23 protein-coding genes are annotated in these 20,020 nt (G+C 43.1%); 8 read left to right on the forward strand and 15 right to left on the reverse strand.

The features are described 5' to 3' along the window. Positions 1-33: 33 nt before the first annotated feature. The 5 genes from lipB to lpdA form a co-directional block, all read right to left on the reverse strand. Positions 34-753 (reverse strand): lipoyl(octanoyl) transferase LipB, encoded by a 720-nt coding sequence (gene lipB / locus QNH28_RS20975; RefSeq protein ID WP_283908388.1) that lies wholly within the window; start codon positions 751-753, stop codon positions 34-36. Between the two features lie 55 nt (positions 754-808). After that, positions 809-2,179 (reverse strand): dihydrolipoamide acetyltransferase family protein, encoded by a 1,371-nt coding sequence (locus QNH28_RS20980; RefSeq protein ID WP_283908389.1) that lies wholly within the window; start codon positions 2,177-2,179, stop codon positions 809-811. Positions 2,180-2,268: 89 nt separating this feature from the next. Then, the gene (locus tag QNH28_RS20985) at positions 2,269-3,255 is read right to left on the reverse strand and encodes an alpha-ketoacid dehydrogenase subunit beta (RefSeq protein WP_042129758.1); all 987 of its coding nucleotides are present in this window, start codon (positions 3,253-3,255) and stop codon (positions 2,269-2,271) included. A gap of 3 nt (positions 3,256-3,258) precedes the next feature. Further along, positions 3,259-4,290: a thiamine pyrophosphate-dependent dehydrogenase E1 component subunit alpha gene (locus QNH28_RS20990; protein WP_283908390.1), complete on the reverse strand. Its 1,032-nt coding sequence runs from the start codon at positions 4,288-4,290 to the stop codon at positions 3,259-3,261. A 130-nt stretch (positions 4,291-4,420) separates the two neighbouring features. After that, positions 4,421-5,842, reverse strand: a complete 1,422-nt coding sequence (gene lpdA, locus QNH28_RS20995; RefSeq protein ID WP_283908391.1) for a dihydrolipoyl dehydrogenase — start codon at positions 5,840-5,842, stop codon at positions 4,421-4,423. A 167-nt stretch (positions 5,843-6,009) separates the two neighbouring features. Between lpdA and QNH28_RS21000 the strand changes: the two genes are divergently transcribed. Continuing rightward, positions 6,010-6,315: a DUF2627 domain-containing protein gene (locus QNH28_RS21000; protein ID WP_283908392.1), complete on the forward strand. Its 306-nt coding sequence runs from the start codon at positions 6,010-6,012 to the stop codon at positions 6,313-6,315. Between the two features lie 173 nt (positions 6,316-6,488). Here QNH28_RS21000 and QNH28_RS21005 read toward each other — a convergent pair whose 3' ends face one another. Genes QNH28_RS21005 through QNH28_RS21015 form a run of 3 tightly spaced genes read right to left on the reverse strand, consistent with a single transcriptional unit; the run spans position 6,489 to position 10,289 of the window. Beyond that, positions 6,489-8,348: an ABC transporter ATP-binding protein gene (locus tag QNH28_RS21005; protein ID WP_283908393.1), complete on the reverse strand. Its 1,860-nt coding sequence runs from the start codon at positions 8,346-8,348 to the stop codon at positions 6,489-6,491. Then, entirely contained in the window at positions 8,329-10,062 is a 1,734-nt protein-coding gene (locus tag QNH28_RS21010) for an ABC transporter ATP-binding protein (protein ID WP_283908394.1), read from the reverse strand. The genes QNH28_RS21005 and QNH28_RS21010 overlap by 20 nt, the downstream gene beginning before the upstream one ends. A 17-nt stretch (positions 10,063-10,079) precedes the next feature. Further along, positions 10,080-10,289, reverse strand: a complete 210-nt coding sequence (locus QNH28_RS21015) for a hypothetical protein (RefSeq protein ID WP_283908395.1) — start codon at positions 10,287-10,289, stop codon at positions 10,080-10,082. Between the two features lie 158 nt (positions 10,290-10,447). Here QNH28_RS21015 and QNH28_RS21020 point away from each other — a divergent pair, with 158 nt between their 5' ends. Beyond that, on the forward strand, positions 10,448-11,017 hold the full coding sequence (locus tag QNH28_RS21020; protein ID WP_094876424.1) for a thymidine kinase: 570 nt from the start codon (positions 10,448-10,450) through the stop codon (positions 11,015-11,017). Positions 11,018-11,160: 143 nt separating this feature from the next. Here the strand turns inward: QNH28_RS21020 and QNH28_RS21025 are convergent, their stop codons facing one another. Beyond that, entirely contained in the window at positions 11,161-11,679 is a 519-nt protein-coding gene (locus QNH28_RS21025) for a DinB family protein (protein WP_283908396.1), read from the reverse strand. Between the two features lie 137 nt (positions 11,680-11,816). Between QNH28_RS21025 and QNH28_RS21030 the strand changes: the two genes are divergently transcribed. The 5 genes from QNH28_RS21030 to sda all read left to right on the forward strand — a co-directional run bounded on the left by QNH28_RS21030 (position 11,817) and on the right by sda (position 13,852). Further along, positions 11,817-12,482 carry a hypothetical protein gene (locus QNH28_RS21030; RefSeq protein ID WP_283908397.1) on the forward strand — a complete coding sequence of 222 codons (666 nt, stop codon included), beginning with the start codon at positions 11,817-11,819 and terminating at the stop codon, positions 12,480-12,482. Then, on the forward strand, positions 12,463-12,990 hold the full coding sequence (locus QNH28_RS29750) for an accessory gene regulator ArgB-like protein (protein ID WP_481858332.1): 528 nt from the start codon (positions 12,463-12,465) through the stop codon (positions 12,988-12,990). Before QNH28_RS21030 ends, QNH28_RS29750 begins: the two co-directional genes overlap by 20 nt. Continuing rightward, a complete protein-coding gene (locus QNH28_RS21035; protein ID WP_283908398.1) occupies positions 12,987-13,106 on the forward strand; it encodes a cyclic lactone autoinducer peptide in 120 nt (39 codons plus the stop codon). The genes QNH28_RS29750 and QNH28_RS21035 overlap by 4 nt, the downstream gene beginning before the upstream one ends. A 21-nt stretch (positions 13,107-13,127) precedes the next feature. Next, positions 13,128-13,460: a LytTR family DNA-binding domain-containing protein gene (locus QNH28_RS21040; RefSeq protein WP_283908399.1), complete on the forward strand. Its 333-nt coding sequence runs from the start codon at positions 13,128-13,130 to the stop codon at positions 13,458-13,460. Between the two features lie 218 nt (positions 13,461-13,678). Continuing rightward, positions 13,679-13,852, forward strand: coding sequence for a sporulation histidine kinase inhibitor Sda (gene sda, locus QNH28_RS21045; protein WP_081382883.1), 174 nt, complete (start codon positions 13,679-13,681; stop codon positions 13,850-13,852). Between the two features lie 184 nt (positions 13,853-14,036). Here the strand turns inward: sda and QNH28_RS21050 are convergent, their stop codons facing one another. The 4 genes from QNH28_RS21050 to QNH28_RS21065 all read right to left on the reverse strand — a co-directional run bounded on the left by QNH28_RS21050 (position 14,037) and on the right by QNH28_RS21065 (position 17,221). Further along, positions 14,037-14,345 carry a hypothetical protein gene (locus QNH28_RS21050; protein WP_042190413.1) on the reverse strand — a complete coding sequence of 103 codons (309 nt, stop codon included), beginning with the start codon at positions 14,343-14,345 and terminating at the stop codon, positions 14,037-14,039. Positions 14,346-14,464: 119 nt separating this feature from the next. Then, complete coding sequence (locus QNH28_RS21055) at positions 14,465-15,124, reverse strand: helix-turn-helix domain-containing protein (RefSeq protein WP_042190416.1); 660 nt, start codon at positions 15,122-15,124, stop codon at positions 14,465-14,467. A 641-nt stretch (positions 15,125-15,765) separates the two neighbouring features. Next, positions 15,766-16,020, reverse strand: a complete 255-nt coding sequence (locus tag QNH28_RS21060) for a hypothetical protein (RefSeq protein WP_283908400.1) — start codon at positions 16,018-16,020, stop codon at positions 15,766-15,768. A 289-nt stretch (positions 16,021-16,309) separates the two neighbouring features. Continuing rightward, positions 16,310-17,221 carry a LysR family transcriptional regulator gene (locus QNH28_RS21065; RefSeq protein ID WP_283908401.1) on the reverse strand — a complete coding sequence of 304 codons (912 nt, stop codon included), beginning with the start codon at positions 17,219-17,221 and terminating at the stop codon, positions 16,310-16,312. A gap of 163 nt (positions 17,222-17,384) precedes the next feature. Between QNH28_RS21065 and QNH28_RS21070 the strand changes: the two genes are divergently transcribed. Beyond that, complete coding sequence (locus QNH28_RS21070; protein ID WP_283908402.1) at positions 17,385-18,134, forward strand: SDR family NAD(P)-dependent oxidoreductase; 750 nt, start codon at positions 17,385-17,387, stop codon at positions 18,132-18,134. A gap of 60 nt (positions 18,135-18,194) precedes the next feature. Here the strand turns inward: QNH28_RS21070 and QNH28_RS21075 are convergent, their stop codons facing one another. After that, positions 18,195-18,485: a MazG nucleotide pyrophosphohydrolase domain-containing protein gene (locus tag QNH28_RS21075; protein WP_042129787.1), complete on the reverse strand. Its 291-nt coding sequence runs from the start codon at positions 18,483-18,485 to the stop codon at positions 18,195-18,197. A gap of 175 nt (positions 18,486-18,660) precedes the next feature. After that, entirely contained in the window at positions 18,661-20,016 is a 1,356-nt protein-coding gene (locus QNH28_RS21080) for an LLM class flavin-dependent oxidoreductase (protein WP_283908403.1), read from the reverse strand. Positions 20,017-20,020: the final 4 nt, after the last annotated feature.

Here is a 20,020-nt window from a genome sequence, read left to right on the forward strand (position 1 = left end):
CCCTTGCCGCTATTTGGCTTGCCTGTTTGTTCATTAATCAGCCTTAGCCATAGTGTTGAAGTACTCATCTTGCTCTTCATATGGAAAATGTCTTAAGAAATACGGGACCAATTCTTTGGCTACCTCTTGAAGTTCAAAACGACGACCTGCGCACTCTTCCAGGGAAGTTACTCCATATTCGGCGATGCCGCATGGAATAATACCTTGAAAGCCATCTCCAGATATTCCTTCAGAAATGTTGAAAGCAAAGCCATGGCTGGTAACGAACCCTCTTCGAAATTTGCTTTTGTTAAACTTGACGCCAATAGCACAGATCTTCTCGTTGCCAACCCATACCCCTGTGTACTCCGGCTTGCGTTCCCCTACAATTCCGTAGGATGCCAAATAATCAATAATCACTGCTTCCAGACTGCGCAAGTACCCGCGTAAATCTACCTTACCCTCTTCACCGAGCATAAGGATCGGATAACCTACAAGCTGACCCGGTCCGTGATATGTAATATCTCCTCCCCGGTCGATTTCAAACAGCGCGATTCCTTTTTCTTTGAGCTGCTCTTCATCTAGAAGAAGATGTTCGGGATGATTCTGTGAACCAATAGTATAGGTAGGCGGATGCTGCAAAAGAATCAATCGTTCCGGCTGCTCACCAGCATCAATGGCGTGCACACTTTCCTTTTGCAGATCCCAAGCCTCTCCATACTCCATAATAGGGTCATATGAAATCTGCAGCTTACGAATATCCGAATTATTCATACCGTCAGGTCCCCTTTTTCAGTCTCATGCCTGCACAGTTTGGCTCGTTATTATTTTAGTAAAGTTTCGTATCCGGGGTATATCCTTCAATATTATCCTTGACGCGTTGCAAGAAACGACCGCAAATCACTCCGTCCAGAATCCGATGATCCAGCGACAGACAAATATTAGCCATTGATCGCACACCTATCATATCGTTAATGACTACAGGTCTTTTTACAATCGATTCAAATGTTAAAATCGCTGCCTGTGGATAGTTAATGATTGGATAAGAAAGAATGGAGCCAAATGAGCCTGTATTATTTACAGTGAAAGTCCCTCCCTGCAAATCTTCCAGACTCAGTTTACCTTCGCGGGTTTTTTGTGCCAATTCATCAATCTCACGAGCCAACCCGGCGACATTTTTCTGATCGGCCTTCTTAATCACAGGAGTGATAACCGAATCTTCTGTACCTACCGCTAACGAGATATTGATATCACGTTTGACAATAATTTTGTCTACAGCCCAGACAGAGTTCATAATCGGGTAATCCTTAATTGCACTCACCACAGCCTTCATCATGAAAGCCAGATAGGTTAGATTGATGCCTTCTTTACGCTTGAACTCATCCTTGTGTTTATTGCGCAGTGCGACCAGATTAGTCACGTCTACCTCAATCATGGTCCAAGCATGCGGAATCTCAGAGACACTTTGACGCATTCTTGTAGCAATTGTATTCCGGATTGGTGTTACATCAATCAGGTATTCAGAGCTGCTACCTCGGCCACCCTCGACTTCAATTGTTGGAATACGCGGAGACTCGCTCAAATGTAGACCCGACTGACGAAGAGGCTCTTCCGCTTTCTTCACTTCTGCTTGAACAAACTGTGGAGCAGGCGGTTGTGACGCCACTGGGGCAGGCTGACTAGCAGACATCGAAGCTGCAGATGAAGCTCCGCCACTTTCGAGGAAGTTCAGCACATCCTTACGGGTAATCCGACCACCCATACCAGTACCAGAAACTAAAGTCAGATCGATGTTATGCTCAGCAGCCAAAGTCTGTACCGCAGGAGAATAGCGTGCACGCATCGTATCGCCAGCAGTTGAAGTCGCACTTTGTCCTGCAACATTATTAGAGGAATTAGCTGCAACTGTGTTAGTGTTAGTCACGTTTGCAGCAGCAGATGCAGTCACAGGCACGGCAATACGACAAATGACTTCGCCGACATTGACAACCTGACCTTCTTCCGCCAATAGTTCACCCATAACTCCATCTATCGTTGAAGGCAATTCAGCATTTACTTTATCTGTAATAAGCTCACATATTGGTTCGTATTGCTCTACCGGATCGCCCGGTTTCTTCAGCCATTTGCCGATCGTCGCCGATACTAGCGATTCCGCCAGCTGCGGCATGATCACGTCAGTCAACTTTTGGTTGTCAGACATCTTTTCACTCCTCAAATGTTTTACGAAGTAAAACTCACTTCGTAAGCATAATCTTTAAGTTTCACGAAGCTTCGTTTCCACTCACTATTTTAATATTGCGCCAGTCGAAGCATTTCCGCCTTCACTTTTTCTTTGCTAAGCATGAAGAACTTCTCCATTGGTGGGCTGATTGGCATAGCCGGAACATCGGGACCACAAAGACGGAAGATCGGCGCGTCTAGTTCGAACAGACAATGCTCAGCAATAATTGCCGCCACTTCGCCGCCAATACCGCCCGTTTTATTGTCCTCGTGCACAATCAGAACCTTCCCTGTCTCACGAGCAGCAGCGATGATCGCCTCACGATCAAGAGGCTGCAAGGTCCGCAGATCCAGAATATGCGCTGTAATGCCTTCTTCGCGTTCCAATTCTTCTGCTGCTTGCATCGCAAAATGCAATGGCAAACTATAACCAATAACCGTAATATCTGTTCCCTTACGCAGCAGATTAGCTTCGCCAATAGGAACGATGTAATCACCTTCTGGTACTTCTTCCTTGATCAGCTTATAGCACTTTTTGTTCTCGAAGAATAAAACCGGATCAGGATCACGTACGGCTGCTTTCAATAGTCCTTTTGCATCGTAAGCAGAGTAAGGTGCGACAATCTTCAATCCTGGTGTCCCGAAGAAAATTGATTCCGGGCACTGAGAATGGTACAGACCGCCGAATACACCGCCGCCGATAGGCGCACGAATGACAACCGGACAATTCCAATCGTTATTTGAACGATAGCGGATCTTGGCCGCTTCGCTAATGATTTGATTCGTTGCTGGAAGCATGAAATCAGAGTACTGCATTTCAGCAATCGGCTTCATACCATACATAGCTGCACCGATCGCCACACCAGCTATAGCTGATTCCGCTAACGGTGTATCCAGTACACGCTCTTCCCCAAACTGTTCTTGCAGACCTTTAGTTGTGGTAAAAACACCACCTTTGAGACCTACGTCCTCACCAAGCACGAACACGGATTCATCGCGTTCCATTTCTTCTTTCATCGCGAGCCGAATGGCATCGATATATTCCATTATAGCCATGGTTTATGCTCCTCCTTTCGGGTCGGAATCACTGTATACATGTAGCAGTGTATCTTCCGGTTTCGGGAACGGAGCGTTATCAGCATATTCAATAGCTGCTTTAAGCTCAAGATTGCACTCAGCAATAAGATCTTGTTCTTGCTCGTCACTCCAAAGTCCCAGATCGATCAGGTATTTACGGAATCCGGCTACGCCGTCCTTCTTCCAGTTCTCATCAACCTCTTCTTTGGTCCGATAAGCCAAATCATTATCCGAGGTGGAGTGTGGAGACAAACGGTACATCATGGCTTCGATTAACGTAGGACCTTCACCCGCAAGTGCTCTTTCCCGAGCTTCCTTAACGACACGATATACTTCCAGTGGATCATTGCCATCTACACGCACACCTGGAAATCCATAACCCAGAGCACGGTCGCTGACCTTGCCGCCAAGCTGTTTATGAGCAGGAATAGAGATCGCGTACTGATTATTCTGACACATGATAATAACCGGTAGCTTATTCACTCCGGCAAAGTTACAAGCTTCATGAAAATCGCCTTGGTTGCTAGAGCCTTCCCCAAAGGTTACAAAGGAGACGAATTTTTTCTTTTGCATTTTGGCTGCCAAAGCAAAACCAACCGCATGAGGGACCTGTGTAGTTACAGGACTTGAGCCTGTCACAATACGCAGACGTTTACTACCAAAGTGGCCTGGCATTTGCCGCCCACCACTGTTTGGATCTTCTGCCTTTGCGAACACGGACAACATTAATTCACGAGTAGTCATACCCACAGAGAGTACGAAAGCATAATCACGGTAATACGGTAAAAAATAATCATTCTGCCGGTCCAGCGCAAATGCTGCGGCTACCTGACCCGCCTCCTGGCCAATGCCGGAGACATGAAAGTTAATCTTGCCAGCACGCTGAAGCAGCAGACTGCGCTCGTCGTATTTACGTGCGAGCAGCATATATCTGTACATATCGATGACCTGGCCGTCACTTAGTCCAAGCTGCTTATGTCTGTTAATCGTTTCTACAGTATCTTGGGATTCCATAAAGAGATACCTCCTTATTCATAAAGCCTGAGTCTTACAGGATTTAAGACCAATTGTATCCTGATCTTAAAACCTGGTACTAAGACTTGGCTTGAGTCTATTATAATCCCTTTCCACCCAAAAAGAAAAGCTAAATCCCGATAGATCTTCCATCTACAGCTAACATCGCTTCTCCAATGATCTCCGAAAGTGTAGGGTGAGCATGGATGGCCTCACCAACCTCCCAAGGTGTTGCATCTAGCAGTTGAGCCAATGCAGCTTCCCCGATTAGATCCGTAACATGAGGACCAATCATCTGCACACCGAGAATATCTCCGCTGCTTCGATCCGCTACAACTTTTACAAACCCGTCCTTCTGGCCGTATACAATCGCCTTGCCAATGGCCGAGAAAGGGTATTTACCAATCACTACATCATGTCCCATTGCTTTAGCTTCCTTCTCAGTGTGACCCACACTCGCTACTTCAGGACGTGTATAAACACAACGTGGTACAAGATGTGTGTGATAAGGATGAAGTTTCTCACTGGAGAGATGATTTACCGCCATGATACCTTCATGGCTAGCGGCATGAGCTAATTGTAGCCCACCGATACAGTCGCCAATCGCATAAATATGCGGCTCAGCCGTTTGCATACTAGCATTTACAGCGATAATTCCTTTATCAAAGCGAATATCTGTATTTTCCAGGCCAATATTCTCGATATTTGCTACTCTACCTACGGATACAAGCAGCTTTTCTGCAGATAGACTTTGGGTTTGCTCTCCCTTACGGGCATCGATTGAAATTCCATCGTCCGTTACCTTGCAGGTTGCAGCATCCACTGTAGTTTCAGTCAGTACTTTAACACCACGTTTTTTAAGTAGACGTTGCAGTTCTTTAGCTACTTCTTCATCCTCTTGAGGCAGTAACTGACTAGCAGCTTCAACTACCGTAACCTGTACTCCGAAATCAACAAGCATAGAGGCCCATTCCACCCCAATTACTCCGCCTCCAACAATAATGATGGAAGAAGGTAACTCGTCGAGCGTGAGTGCTTCATCACTGCTAAGAATAACTTTCCCGTCTGGTTTCAGACCAGGTAATACACGGGGACGAGATCCTGTAGCAATAATAAGATGGTTAGAAACTACTGTTTCCATTTCTCCGTCTTCTAGCTCCACAGCTACAGCACCGCTGCGCGGAGAAAAAATAGAGGGCCCCGTCACGCGCCCCTTGCCTTTAATAACTTGTATTTTATTTTTGCGCATCAAATATTGTACGCCCTGATGAAGTTGTTCAACTACCGCTTCCTTGCGCTTTTGTACTTTTGGGAATACGAGCTGTACACCGCTTGTCTCAATGCCATAGCTCTCGCTCTCATTGATTTCAGCATATACCTCTGCGCTACGGAGCAGCGATTTGCTAGGAATGCAGCCACGGTGCAGGCAGGTCCCTCCCAGTTTGTCCATTTCGATGACGACGACGGACTTTCCAAGCTGTGCAGCGCGAATGGCTGCCACATATCCCCCGGTTCCTCCGCCAAGTATGGCCACGTCACATGAAATTGTCATGATATGTATCCTCCAGTCATTACACGTAAGTTCATTTTACATTGTATATTGTACTCTCTTTTTAGAGTATTACAAAACTTATAAACGTCATATCCAAATGGACTTTTTCTTACTAAAGCGTTATCATATGGTTGAATCTAATGGGCTAAGAGGGGTAGGAGACACTTATGAAACTGTTAATTTCACGCTTCATTGCCATCCTTATTCTTGTGTTTCCTGGTTTAATCGCAATGAAGGGCTTCTTAATGATGAAGGACGATATTTTTGATTATATCTCTATGCATGGCGATGACTCCGTTGTTCCAGATTTCGCTTGGCTGCATTTCGGCGGAGGATTTCTGCTTTTTGCAGCGGGTATGACTTTCCTTGGCGGCTGGATTCTAGCAAGAGACCGCAAACGCAATTATGTTGGCCCTCGGTTCAAGGAGAAACAAAAAGCGAAACAAGCGGCAACGCAAGAAACGATCTCCTAAGCAGCATAATCGTTCCCTCATTGCACAATCGAAATCTATTGCAAATTATGCAATTCAACCATCCGACAACTCAATTCAAACGCATAATGAATATCCACACATTACATAAAGACGAGAGCTTTCACGGACGCAACTTGCGCTTCCTTGAAAGCTCTCGTCTTTTTATGCACTGCTTAAAGCCCAGCTTTATCAAGCGCCTCTTTACGGCCGCCCTGCACCAACTCGCTGTACAAGCCACCTTGCTTCAACAACTCCTCATGAGAGCCTTGTTGCAGTAATTTGCCCCCTTGAAGAACAAGAATTCGATCAGCTGCGCGGATGGTGCCCAGTCTATGAGCAATTACGAAGCTGGTACGTCCCTTCATCAGTGCCTGAAGTCCTTCCTGAATCTTGATTTCAGTCACCGTATCAATACTGCTAGTGGCTTCATCAAGGACAAGCATAGAAGGGTTGGCGAGAATGGCCCTTGCAATGGAGAGTAGTTGCTTTTGTCCTTGGCTTATGCCACTACCATCTGCCGAGAGCATTCGATCATAGCCTTCCGGCATTCGGATAATAAAAGAATGAGCGTTAGCCAGCTTGGCCGCCTCTTCAACCTCTTCATCGGAAGCGTCCAGTCTCCCGTAACGAATATTATCGCGGATGCTGCCCTTGAACAAAAAAGAATCCTGCAATACAAATGCCATATGGCTCCTCAGGCTTTCACGCCGGATCGAAGTGACATCTAAGCCATCCAGCGTAATCTTACCCTGATTGGGATCATAGAAACGGGATAACAGCCCGATAAGGGTTGTTTTGCCGGCACCGGTAGGTCCCACCAAAGCGATCATTTCGCCAGGTTTCGCTTCAAAGCTAATATCATGCAGCGTGTTAGATCCTCCATCGTATGAAAAAGAGACATTTTCGAACTTTACTGCACCTTCAACTTTAACCAGCGAAGTGGCTGCACCTTCATCTTTCGCTTCCGTCTCTTCGTCCAGCACTTCAAACACTCTTTCTGCTCCCGCAACCGCTGACAGCAGCGTATTCCACTGATTCGCTAAGTCATTCAGAGGGCGAGTAAATTGACGCGTATATTCTACAAACACAATAATCACACCGACCGTAATCGCTCCGCGAATCGCTAGCAAACCACCGACTCCAGCCACAATAGCGAAGCTCAAATTATTAAGTCCATTCATCAGCTTAGGAATAAAGCCAGAAATCGACTGTGCCCAGTATCCAGAGAGCATAATTCGCTTATTGCGTTCATGAAAACCAGCGATGACCCGTTCCTCTTGTGAAAAAGCCTTAATAATCCGTTGACCGGATAGCGTCTCTTCTATATAGCCGTTTAACTCACCCACATTACGCTGACGTTCCTTAAAAAGAGGACCCGTACGCCGAGTAATCCAGCGCATGCCTAATAACATCAATGGCACAACCAGGAACGTGAGCAGCGTCAGAAGAGGACTTAGCCATAGCATTACCCCCACCGTTCCAAGCAACGTCAAAACACTGGAAAAGATCTGAATGGCTGAGCTATTTAGCGTAGAGCTAACGTTCTCAATATCATTGGTAAGACGACTCATGATTTCGCCCTGCTGTCTCCGATTAAAAAATGAGATGGGCAACCGATGAAGATGGGAAAATAACTCCGTGCGCATCCGAAATACAGTCTCCTGGGCAATTTCAATCATCCATATATTTTGCAGCCAAGAAGTTAAAGAATAGAAGATATAAACACTAGCTAGGCTGATCAGAAAAATCGTCCACGATCGTCCGCCAGTGCCTTCGAGATAATCATCCACGGCTTTACCAATCATATAAGGCCCGAGCAGTGCTAAAGCCGAGCTGAAGACTACCATTAACAGAACGAGAACAAGCTTAGCTTTACGCTCGGCAAGGTAGCTCCAAATCCGCATGAGCGTGCCGCCCCAATCCTTCGCCTTCGCTTTAGGCTTCCCTCCTGCAGCTGAACCAAGGCTTCTTCCTGCTCCAAGCTCAATGACGGGCTTTGGATGACGAAAGGGTTCAAGAATTGCTTTGAACATGCTGCTTCGCCTCCTCTACCTGTGATTCATAAATCTTGCGGTACAGCGCAGAGCTTGTCATAAGCTCCTCATGTGTTCCCTTACCGATTAAGTGCCCTTCGTCCAACAGCAGAATCAAATCTGCAGATGCAGTAGAACTGATCTTTTGAGTAATCAGGAAGGTTGTACATGAAATCTCTTTTAGCGCCTCCAGTAAAAGTCCTTCTGTAACAGCATCAAGCGCACTCGTACTGTCATCGAGGATCAAAATAGCAGGTTTCCTCACAAGCGCCCGAGCAATGGTCAACCGTTGCTTTTGCCCACCAGACAGATTTACCCCTCGCTGACCAAGCATGGTGTCATAACCATTGGGCAGATCCATCACTGTTGTGTGAATTTGTGCGGCAGCCGCTGCATGTTCGATTTCTTCCTGTGTAGCATGTTCATTGCCCCAAGCGATATTATCGCGAATCGATCCGCTGAAGAGCTGCAGTTCTTGAGGAACGTAACCGATCGATCGCCGCAATCTTGAAATATCGATATCGGCGCTCTTTTGCCCATCAATGCGAATGATACCGTCTGTCTCTTCATATAAACGTGGGATTAGACCGACAAGAGAAGACTTTCCTGAACCGGTGGCTCCCATAATCGCTACTCGCTCACCAGCAGCAACTTCAAAAGTAATATCCTCCAGCACCGAAATATCACTCTCAGGATACTTGAAGCTGATGCTTTCAAATTGGACATGCCCCTGTATCGGATCGCCCTTTGCAGCTCCGCCTTCCTTAACTCCAGCACCTGCTGACATCACTTCTGTAATACGCTGTGAGGAGGCACGTGCCCTGGAAATTGTAACGACTAACCCAGATATAGCTGAAAGCGCTCCAATGGTTCGTAAAGAGTAATTAATTACCGCAACCGTTTCTCCTAAAGTAGCAGCCCCATTGGCAATCTCAATCCGTCCAAACCATAGGATCGACATAATCGCTGCATTCACAATAAGCATAACAAATGGCATCGTTGTCTCTGTCAAACGTAGTGCCGATACCGTGGATTTCATCAAATTCCCGCTAAATACCGTGAAACGTTCAATCTCATGTCCCATGCGCACGAATACCCGGATTAAGCGAATACCCGTAAGATTCTCCTGAATTACACCATTCACACCGTCTAGCCGATTTTGTACGTTGCGAAATAACAAAGATGCTTTTCTCATGACGAAGTAAAGGAAGAGAAGCAACAAAGGTAGAGCTACAGTGAGAAATAATCCCAGCTTCACATGAACAACCAATGCCATGATTACACTACCCACCACAACCAGTGGCACCCGTGTCATAAAGCGAAGGCTCATAAATATAGTGTCCTGCAGCTGCGATACATCGCCGGTCAGACGCGTGATCAGCGACGAGGTAGCAAACCGATTGAACACTTCATATGTAAAGGATTGTACCTTTTCATATAACTTGTCCCTAAGATCGAATGCAAAGCTCTGACTGGCATGGGCAGCAAAAAAAGAACTTAAGACCCCAGCTATAAACGCGACTACCGCGCTGCCGATCAGTACACCGCCCCAGAGCCATACTACAGAGGTGTTCTGTTCTTTAATGCCCTGGTCAATAATTTTGGAGATGAGCAAAGGCTGTGACAATTCCACCGCTAGTTCAATGAGCATCATTACAAGGGCAGCTATTGCAGCTACCTTATATTTTTTGAGAAAAGAGAAAATCAAACCCATTCGCATACCCTCTTTTTCTATTCGTACAGTGCATCCCTTAAACGAGTCGACATCGTGGAGGCCTGCCCAGTTTTCATAATCGCCCGCCGCAGCGCTTTATTGCTCCGATTCATTTCCACCAAATCTGCCATCATCTCTTCCAGCAAAGCCTCAGCCTCAATAGACAGATTTCCATTCTGCTGAATTAGGGCTAAACGTTCCTTGTATTCGTCTAATTTTTCAGTCACACTTATTACTTCCTTTCCAATCACTTGATTCCTTTTATCATACCACATTCAATTCTATAGCAATGTTTTCACTGGATACAGCTGACACGAATATGATACTCTAATAAGGTCGCATTTTTAAGATTAGATTATTGGCTTATACGAAAGGATAGATGGAAGTGGCACAATTGTTTTTCAAATACGGAGCAATGAACAGCGGTAAATCTATTGAGATACTCAAGGTTGCGCATAATTATGAAGAGCAAGGGAAATCGGTGCTCATTTTCACTCCATCCATAGACGATCGGGACGAAGTTGGTTTTATCTCCTCCCGTATTGGGCTGCGGAAACAGGCAATACCTATTGACGAGAATACCGATATTTATAATATTGTTAGCAGCCACCAGCCCAAACCCCACTGTGTACTAATTGATGAATGTCAATTTCTAAGCAAGGACTGCATTCTCCAGCTTGTACGGATTGTAGATGAACTAGGCATTCCCGTTATGGCGTTTGGACTTAAAAATGATTTCCAGAACCAGCTATTTGAAGGCAGCAAATACATGCTGATTTACGCTGATAAAATCGAGGAAATGAAGACCATTTGCTGGTTCTGCGAGCGTAAAGCAACGATGGCTCTAAGAGTAGAAAATGGTAAGCCTGTATACAGCGGTAAGCAAATCCAAATTGGCGGCAATGAAGCCTACTATCCAGTATGCCGTAAATGTCACAAGAATCCTCCACTGTAAAACATCCCCACAAAGTAAGGCTTTGCTTCGATGCTTACTCAGGTACTTTGCGGGGGGCCCAAAATATATACCTTTAGCTAAAAAAGCATTCCGAAGCCGCGATGGCCTCAGGAATGCTTTTTTTCCAAAAAAATAAAACTCGCTTAAACAAGATATCTTTCTTTAAGAATGTTAAAATGATGCTGGTCATGCCCAATCATTACGCAGGCCACTGCTCTCGTGGAGATGGTTGCATTGTTAACCGTTCCCTTTCGAGTCCATGCATCTTCCGGCAAAGTGTCCAAAAGAGCTTGCGTTGACTCTCGGACAAGCTTGTAATGAGCCAGTAGTTTTTCTAGAGTGTGCGCTTCAAAATTTGCGGTAGGCACATAGTCCTTTTCATCAAAGCCCGCCAGCGGAGTCGTATCTCCTCTTGCCACGCGCAATAAACGATAAGACATAATTCTTCCAGTATCCGCCAGATGGCCGACCATTTGCTTTATACTCCATTTGTCAGGAGCGTAACGATGGTCTCCTTGCTCTTCCGTAAGGTTCGAAATAAAACTACAAATCTCATCCGTCTGCTCTCTAAAAATAGCACTAATGTCCCCTTCAACTGGCACTAAATCGACATACTTTGATAATTCACTCAAATACTCATTACTTTCCAGCCGTCGACCCATGTCTAAACTCCTCTCTTTTTGAATTTTTTTGAAATATTAGGAGGAAAATTGCGTTCTAGTTATTGTATTTTAGTCCATTATATACGATACTTGCATTAAAAGGGTTAGTTATACTAGAAGACATCGGGAGTGTCAGCATGATAGATTTTATTCTGTTTATAATATTTTCAGGACTAGAAACCTATGCTATATTCTTTTTAGCTTTTAAAATCTTCAAAATAGACCTCTATCATAAAGAGATGGTGTTTGCAAGTTTTATAATGGGCTTTTTTTCTTATTCACTTAGAACTAACTATGATTTATTCCAGTTAGATATTCTCTCACAATATGCGCTAATGTTTTGTTTTATGTGGCTATTGTTCCGGATTCATCCCTTCTACGCTTCCATATTAACCGGGATGGCCTATCAATCCTACTCGGTGATTCAGACCAGTCTTTATTATATATTAAAATTTATCGCCAAGTTGCCTTTAACCTTACTGGACTATATTTCAATCAATGTTTTTATACTTCAATTTTTATCAGCTTTAACAGTAATTTGCATTGGTGTGTATGTGGGCAATAGACGTATTGGATTTGACTTTGTACCTGATAAACCCGATGTAAAAATTAAAACAACGACTAGCGAAAAAATATTGTTCATTCTTAATCTTCCTGCATTAACTATTGTTACTTCTCTTTCCTACTTTGTTGAATCCTTTTTCTTTTTCTTGATCCCAATTTTCTATGGAATAATATTATGGGGATATCTTTATTTTTCCTACAAAAAGGATCGAAATAACTATGAATCTTTTAGCACTTAGAATTGTTGAGGTCATTAAGAAAAGTAATCCAGAGCAAACGCATTCCATTGAAATCATGCATTATGCCCTTAGCATTATTCTTAATACTTTATTCATTATTATAACTTCGTTATGCATTGGCGGGCTCACTGGACAGCTAAAGGAAACATTTATAGCCTTATTCAGCTTTATACTCTTAAGAATGTCTTCTGGCGGTGCGCATTTAAAATCCGCAAGGTCCTGCAATATTGTATCTATATTTATATGTTCACTGATCCCTCATATCACTTATCTAATACATAACCATTTCATTTGGATTAATCTTTTTTCTTTGCTTGTTATGATCTTATTTGCTCCAAATCCTGATGCTAACGCGATAATTCCCAAAGAATGGTATCTGGGCTTGAAAGTAATTTCCATAACTCTGGTGGCTTTGAATTTCTGGATCCATTCTTCTGTTATTGGATTAGCGTTTTTATTTCAATCCTTTACAGTCATAATTCCATTACAAAGGAGGTCACTTAGATGAAGAAAACTCTAGCTCGATATGCTTCTAACACGCTTGCTGCTTCTGCTCATGTTTTTGCAACAATTTTAAAACCATTACTGCACAGCCCTGAGATTCCAAAAGAACTGCGCAAGTAATTAAACAAGGATGGGGAAAAGATGCGTGTCTTACAGAAAGACGGTTCCTCTAGTGATATTCTAGAGGAAGAAATATTGTATTTCTCGAATTATAAGAATACAATATTCGTCCATACGAAAGAAGGCGAATTTATTCTCCCCACCACGCTCTCTGATCTTTCCGTAGCGTATGAGGGTAAGGGATTCGAACGCCTTGACCGCAGCAACGTCGTTAATATCAACAACATAGAAGGCTATGATCCCGAGCGAAAGATTGTATGCTTTAATCAAGGTACGCAGTTCACTACCGTTTCGGAATCCAATGAACCACGCCTAAAGAAGTACTTATCTACTCAAAAGAAAGACTCTGATTAAAACAATCCCGACATGTACTATACATGTCGGGATTGTTTTTGTTTATTAAAATTCAAAGTAAAACAATCTATTATCACATAAAAAAAAGTCATTATGCCATAATTCCCCTAAGATGTAAAGATAAATTCGTAGGATGAATGACAGGAGACGGATTGTATTCCAAATGATACCATATATATAAATGTGTAATAAAAACAAATACATGATGGAGGAACCAAATGAATTACTATTTTCATCCCTCACCACGCCCCTCATCTCTTGAATCGATATCTGATGAAGAATTACTTAACATCTATAAATTAGCGCTTGAGGCACAAGCTTTACCAGATTTCATAGAGATTGTTAGAGAGATTTTAGACAGTAGAGATCTCATACAAACTGAAAAATCATAACATCCCCGTACACAAATTAATTCACTTATTATGTCGCAAGTACATATCTTCCCATGGCTTTTACTGTGAGTGCCCTCTAGATTGTCTTCATGTTAACTTCATCAACATAAAGAAGGTAGAGCCTCCTAACGGCCCTACCTTCTTTGTATGAAGCAAGGACTACTCCCTGAAATAGAGTAATCTTCTACTCCGTAATTTCCGTTTTAAATACATTTTCTAATTTTCCGCCAAGTCTTTTCTTCAAAGGAACTTTAATATCTCTACCCAGCTCTTTGAAAAATGTTTCTACATCGCATTTCACATTTTGTGCAGTCGCAATTACAGCGCCATCACCAACAATATTTTGATTCTCTTCAAGAGGAACATCAACTTCGATATCATACTTTTTGGATAATGTCTTGATGTATCGTGCGAAGATCTCCAGCAATTCCTCGTTATTAAAATTCTCTATAGCGACTTTTCCCTTGCTGGTAAACTTCATGTTAATTTTCATTATTAATATCCCCTTTTCTGTCAAACCATTTTTAGTTGTTAGTTTATGGATCAAGATGAATAGATGGCTGCAAGAAAGGGCAACATTATTCATTTTTGAGATCATTTATGAAACACACATTATTTATAAGCACCCTTTATCTGTTGTACTTTAAACTGCGTAAATTCTTTGAGCGCTTGTATGACCTGATCCTGTTCTTCTTCCTTCAGCTCATAAACGCACTCCCGTAACCACTCGCCAAATAGAAAGGCTTGACGCCCTTTCCGAGGGCTCTTTCTTAAGGAGTCGAGGCAACCCTCAAACTTATCGTTCAGGACGTCGGTAAGATTGTATTTCTCAATCTTCTCTATTACCATTCCTGCCCCATATTCCGTTTCATAAACTATGACTTCATTAGAATCAAAGGAAACGTAAGATGTTTCTTTACCTTCCTTTGCCCTGAATTCCTTAAGCTTGTTAAATGCCGTCTCATAAATGTAGTCCTGAGATTGTTTAAGCTGTGGCAGCTCATAACCATGCTTTAAGGTCTTGATATATTCAATATCTGGCATATAGTCTGCCAAATGATACATCCGATTCTTCAGATCTGTTCCAAGTGCTTCGATGATCTTGTCCAGATTGTCTTTTAGCGGAATGCTCTCTCCACGTTCGATCTTGCTAAGCTGTGAGTAACTTATGCCGCTCTTTTCTTCCAGTCCTCTTAAGGTTAACCCTCTCGTCTTTCTGATGTGCCGAATGAAATTACCCAGCTCATCGGGATAGTTCTCAAAATCATTCATGGGAGTCACCTCCCTACTATCATAACACAACATAACAATTTGTGTTGGCTTATAACAATTAATACTAGTAATTACTTGCCTCTGAAGGGTAATTTTCAGTACTTCAAACCCAATATAATACTACATTTCCAAAAGATCGGAGAAGACATGACGACCATCTTCCAGACTTTGGATTGTGATCGTTGGTTAGGAGTTCCAGCGTATCGGACCGAGGAGACCTTATTAAGCTGATTTGTACCATTTCGCTCAGCTATCGGACTCACATGCAGCTATTCATTAAAATATACTGCGATTACATGCAAAAGTATGACAATAAGAGCTATGGTGTCCGAAAACTTGGAAAAACAAGCCGAAAAGTTAAAATAGCTGCAATACAGTCCGTAACGATTCCAAACCATCTATAGCATCCCATTAAAACAGCCTTTTCTTGATAAAAGTAGCTGCACCCTGCCAAAATTGACTATTATGCACTCCTGTAAATGTACCTTAAAGTGCTTCCAGCTAATCCAATTTGTAAAAAAAACAGCCAGTCCCAACAATCTGGAACTGGCCATAATCGTTACTCCATAATACTCAACAGGTTGAGGATCATCTGTGCACTTTCGGCACATGTGCCGTTTTGCTTCGGAGCAAATTGTCCTCTAGCACGTCCCTGATTCAATCAAAGGCTGTACACCTCGCTGATAGCCTCTTGGAGCCCATTGCGGTGCAGAGTCAATATCAGTAAATGCTGAAACGTTAAGGCTAGCTACAGACACGCTATTCTTGGCGTAAGCATATGCACGAGCCAGCATCGCTGACATCTCTTGGAGAGAGATCTTGACATCCGGTTCAAACTGTAAAGTGGCCTGACCGAAAGTGAAAGTAAAAGCTGAAATCGAACTTTTCAGGATCACACCATCATCCCCATAAACAATCCATCAGGAACACCCGTGGCGAAACCGGAGATTTCAAATATTGATGTTGCTTGCAGTTAATGTGACCCCTTGATGGCTAACTTCCAACTTAATACCGGTCAGAATAGGGATGGATAACTGCCACATTAATTTCCCTTATATACCTTCTCACTGTGTTGACATCCTCCCCACTTGGCTGTCCTAATAACGATCTGAGCTTGGACAACATCATAGGGCTTATATTAACTAGGAAGCGTAAAGCTTAGATAAAATTTACCAAGGCATACTGTTAACTTCTTCTAATCCCCTCCTCAAATTCATGTTTAAGCCTGTTGATAAATCTTCTGACCGTTTTCGATCCTTGTTTAGAAGCTGAAACAATGGAACCCGGAGTATTGTGATCTGGTGATCGTAGCTCGATCGTCTTCATGATCTTCTGAGAACCCTCAAATGTTTTTAAAAAAGAATAATCCATCCCAATCGTGATCGCGAGTCCTGACGCAACTGCATTGTCAATGGCACGGGTGTTATTGCTTGTAAAAAGAATATTCATCGGCCCAACTTTCAGTAAATAACGCTCCACAAAGTCCTGTATGTAATGATCATCGTATAAAACCAATGTCTGACCTACTAACTGTTCGGGCGTAATTATTGTATTTAAAGCTAGTGGTGATTGAGGATGGACGCCTACAACAATCTTACCTTCCATTAATTCCTCGAATACGACCCCTTTATGTTTCTCTAATAAGCCCTCTGGCGAGACCATCAGTCCGATATCCATTTCATCCTGAAGCACATTATCCAGAATTTCTTTAGGTCCCTTTTCAAAAATCTCAATTTTCACATTTGGAAAATCCGCCTTAAAACCAGATATGACCTTCACTATTAGATGCATGGGTCCCGGAATCGTAGCAATCTTCAAATGACCACTTAACGTATCGCTGTAGATCTGTGCTTCAGCTTTTAATTCATTTACTTTTATCAGGACTTCATTTGCTTTGCTGATAATAGCTTGTCCCTCTGCTGTGGGAACTGCTCGTTGGCCTCGCGAACGAATGAACAAAGTAACTCCAAGCTCAGCCTCCAGCAGTGTTATGGACTGGCTTATGGCAGACAGGGTGATATGACGATTCTGAGCAGCTTTGGTTAGTGAACCAATCTTTGCGACTTCAACGATATTCTCGCATTGCTCTAAATTCATTTGAATCACTCCCTTAGTTAATATTTACTTAATATCTATTAAATTTACTTAAATTTTAATTAATTTAGACAAGTGCTACAATGTAAATAAGTTAGTAAATAACCTTTTCACCTTATGAACCTATATTTCTAGTATAACTATATTTCTCGAGGAGGAGTCCCAAATGACAGACAAAAGAGTAGCCGTAATTACAGGTGGAGCCAGTGGAATCGGGAAACAAACCGCAATTAAATTTGCAAGTAAAGGTGATCAAGTAGTCGTTGCCGATTTCAATCAACAATTAGGTGAAGAAACGGTCGCACAGATTATCAAGGATGGTGGCGAAGCTATTTTCGTCAAAACGGATGTTTCAAAATACGAAGAGGTAGAAGCACTGGTTGAGAAAACCGTTTCCAGATATGGAAGAATTGATGTTATGTTCAACAATGCCGGGATCGGCCGCGTCACTCCTGTACTAGACCAAGACCTTAAGGATTATCATAGTGTTATTAATGTCAATCAGCATGGTGTTGCCCACGGTATTATCGCAGCAGGTAAAAAAATGCGTGAGCTCGGCATCAAAGGGGTCATCATCAATACAGCTTCTGTATTTGGATTCCTAGCTTCCCCAGGTACATTCGCATATCACGCTTCCAAAGGTGCGGTCATTATGATGACTAAATCCGCAGCACTTGAAATGTCCGTTCATGGCATCCGCGTGCTTGCCGTTGCTCCAGGCGCTGTAGATACGCCAATTATCCAAGGATATAAAGATCAAGGAATGGTCGACCAGATGAAGAGCAAAGTAATGGGTAACAAATTAACATTGCCTGAACAAGTTGCAGACACTGTATACTTGCTCTCCTTACCAGAAGCTAGTGCAATTAACGGTAGTGTTGTAATGGCGGATGAAGGTTATGCTTCATTTAAATAAAAAATAATAGATCAAAAAATCCAAGGCTTCCCGAGCGGGATGTCCTTGGATTTTTTTGTATTACTCCCATGTTCTCTGTTCATTGATTTCCAGCTTACGTTTAAATGCCTGATCCAGATCAATATCCAGCTTATTGGCTAGATCAAAAATATTCCACACCACGTCGTACATCTCAAATCCCAAATTTTCTTTTTTCTCTGCACCGGGGTCAAAGGATACGGATAGCACCTCTTTGGACAACTCCCCAACTTCAGTCATTAAGTACAGCATTCGCTGCTCAATGCTACTGGTGTCAAAACCTTTAGTTTCACTGAACTTCTTCACATACTGTTGAAACTCTGATGTATTCATTTCGTTACGCCTCGCTTTTAGGGTATAAATTTATGTAATTTATAAAAACGATGTCATGCGATTTGCCCGCTCATTCCTTCATTATCATCCATTTGTTCGAAGAAAACAAACTCTCTCGTCAAGATTACAAAGAAGCGATTCTTCAGATTATTGAAGAATCGCTAAGAAGAGCTATTTATTTTGTCACAGTTTCAGCCACTCTTCGATTCTGGAAATGACGGATACCCGGACGCTCCAGTCCTAGATGTTCACGAAGGGTACTGCCTGTATACTCCGTACGGAACAAACCACGTGCTTGCAGAATAGGCACAACATGATCTACGAATTCATCCAAATTGCCTGGCAGTACGGGTGGCATAATGTTAAATCCATCGCAGCCATACTCTTCGAACCACAATTGCATAAGGTCAGCTAATTGTTCGTAAGTTCCAACAAACTGCATATGTCCTCGTGCACCGAGCAGACGGCGTCCTAATTCTAGAATGGATAATTTGTCCTTACGAGCCATATCCATAATCAGCTGAACCCGGCTTTTCATTCCATTTGATGCTTCAACTGGATCAGGAATGTCAGGCAGCTGGCCATCCACTGGATATTCGGACAGATCAAATTTCAACATCCCAGACAGCATACCAACAACTGCAGCAGGAGGAATGAGTTCCTGCAGTTCCTTATATTTACGCTGTGCTTCCTCTTCGGTCGCTCCGATGATCGGAGACAAGCCAGGCATAATTTTTAAGCTACCACGTTCACGGCCGTAATCTGCTAGTTTGGAATTGACGCTTTCATAGAAAGTCTTGGCTGCTTCAAGCGACTGCTGTGCCGTAAAGATCACCTCACCAAAACTAGCTGCGAAATCTTGGCCTGGACCAGAAGAACCGGCTTGAATGAGTACAGGATACCCTTGAGGTGAACGAGGAACATTGAGGGTTCCTTTCGTAGAATACCACTCCCCTGTGTATTCCACCTCTTTGATCTTCGTAGCATCAGCAAATTGCCCCTCCTCGCGGTTAACGATCAGAGAGTCATCTTCCCAACTATCCCAGAGAAGCGTTGCAACCTCAACAAATTCCCGTGCCATTTTATAACGAAGGCCATGCTCTGGATGCTCCGGCTTCCCATAGTTATAAGCCTCCACATCGAGTTGAGAAGTAACAATGTTCCAGCCTGCTCGACCTTCACTAATATGATCTAATGAGGCAAATTTACGGGCTACATTATAAGGTTCGTTATAGGTGGTTGATACGGTAGCCGTTAATCCGAGTTTTTCTGTTTCTGTCGAAAGAGCTGACAACAGGGTCAATGGGTCCAGCATCCCCGAAGCTGCTTGATCCGCACCCATCACGTATAACAAATCCGCTAGAAACATCATATCGAACTTCCCGCGCTCGGCAGTCTTTGCCAATTCGCGATAAAATTTATATTTGAAGATTTGATCTGCTCCTGATTCCGGATGGCGCCAGCCATAATGATGATGACCTGAATAATAAATAAATGCACCTAAATGCAGCTGATCTTGTCTAGTTCCCATAATG

Source organism: Paenibacillus sp. G2S3, from assembly GCF_030123105.1.
Taxonomy (GTDB): Bacteria; Bacillota; Bacilli; order Paenibacillales; family Paenibacillaceae; genus Paenibacillus_AQ.

Bases quoted from the DNA above. Each gene is read 5' to 3' on its own strand.
- lipB (WP_283908388.1), bottom strand. From the start codon at position 753: ATGAATAATTCGGATATTCGTAAGCTGCAGATTTCATATGACCCTATT.
- QNH28_RS20980 (WP_283908389.1), bottom strand. From the start codon at position 2,179: ATGTCTGACAACCAAAAGTTGACTGACGTGATCATGCCGCAGCTGGCG.
- QNH28_RS20985 (WP_042129758.1), bottom strand. From the start codon at position 3,255: ATGGCTATAATGGAATATATCGATGCCATTCGGCTCGCGATGAAAGAA.
- QNH28_RS20990 (WP_283908390.1), bottom strand. From the start codon at position 4,290: ATGGAATCCCAAGATACTGTAGAAACGATTAACAGACATAAGCAGCTT.
- lpdA (WP_283908391.1), bottom strand. From the start codon at position 5,842: ATGACAATTTCATGTGACGTGGCCATACTTGGCGGAGGAACCGGGGGA.
- QNH28_RS21000 (WP_283908392.1), top strand. From the start codon at position 6,010: ATGAAACTGTTAATTTCACGCTTCATTGCCATCCTTATTCTTGTGTTT.
- QNH28_RS21005 (WP_283908393.1), bottom strand. From the start codon at position 8,348: ATGTTCAAAGCAATTCTTGAACCCTTTCGTCATCCAAAGCCCGTCATT.
- QNH28_RS21010 (WP_283908394.1), bottom strand. From the start codon at position 10,062: ATGGGTTTGATTTTCTCTTTTCTCAAAAAATATAAGGTAGCTGCAATA.
- QNH28_RS21025 (WP_283908396.1), bottom strand. From the start codon at position 11,679: ATGGGTCGACGGCTGGAAAGTAATGAGTATTTGAGTGAATTATCAAAG.
- QNH28_RS21030 (WP_283908397.1), top strand. From the start codon at position 11,817: ATGATAGATTTTATTCTGTTTATAATATTTTCAGGACTAGAAACCTAT.
- QNH28_RS29750 (WP_481858332.1), top strand. From the start codon at position 12,463: ATGAATCTTTTAGCACTTAGAATTGTTGAGGTCATTAAGAAAAGTAAT.
- QNH28_RS21035 (WP_283908398.1), top strand. From the start codon at position 12,987: ATGAAGAAAACTCTAGCTCGATATGCTTCTAACACGCTTGCTGCTTCT.
- QNH28_RS21040 (WP_283908399.1), top strand. From the start codon at position 13,128: ATGCGTGTCTTACAGAAAGACGGTTCCTCTAGTGATATTCTAGAGGAA.
- sda (WP_081382883.1), top strand. From the start codon at position 13,679: ATGAATTACTATTTTCATCCCTCACCACGCCCCTCATCTCTTGAATCG.
- QNH28_RS21050 (WP_042190413.1), bottom strand. From the start codon at position 14,345: ATGAAAATTAACATGAAGTTTACCAGCAAGGGAAAAGTCGCTATAGAG.
- QNH28_RS21055 (WP_042190416.1), bottom strand. From the start codon at position 15,124: ATGAATGATTTTGAGAACTATCCCGATGAGCTGGGTAATTTCATTCGG.
- QNH28_RS21065 (WP_283908401.1), bottom strand. From the start codon at position 17,221: ATGAATTTAGAGCAATGCGAGAATATCGTTGAAGTCGCAAAGATTGGT.
- QNH28_RS21070 (WP_283908402.1), top strand. From the start codon at position 17,385: ATGACAGACAAAAGAGTAGCCGTAATTACAGGTGGAGCCAGTGGAATC.
- QNH28_RS21075 (WP_042129787.1), bottom strand. From the start codon at position 18,485: ATGAATACATCAGAGTTTCAACAGTATGTGAAGAAGTTCAGTGAAACT.
- QNH28_RS21080 (WP_283908403.1), bottom strand. From the start codon at position 20,016: ATGGGAACTAGACAAGATCAGCTGCATTTAGGTGCATTTATTTATTAT.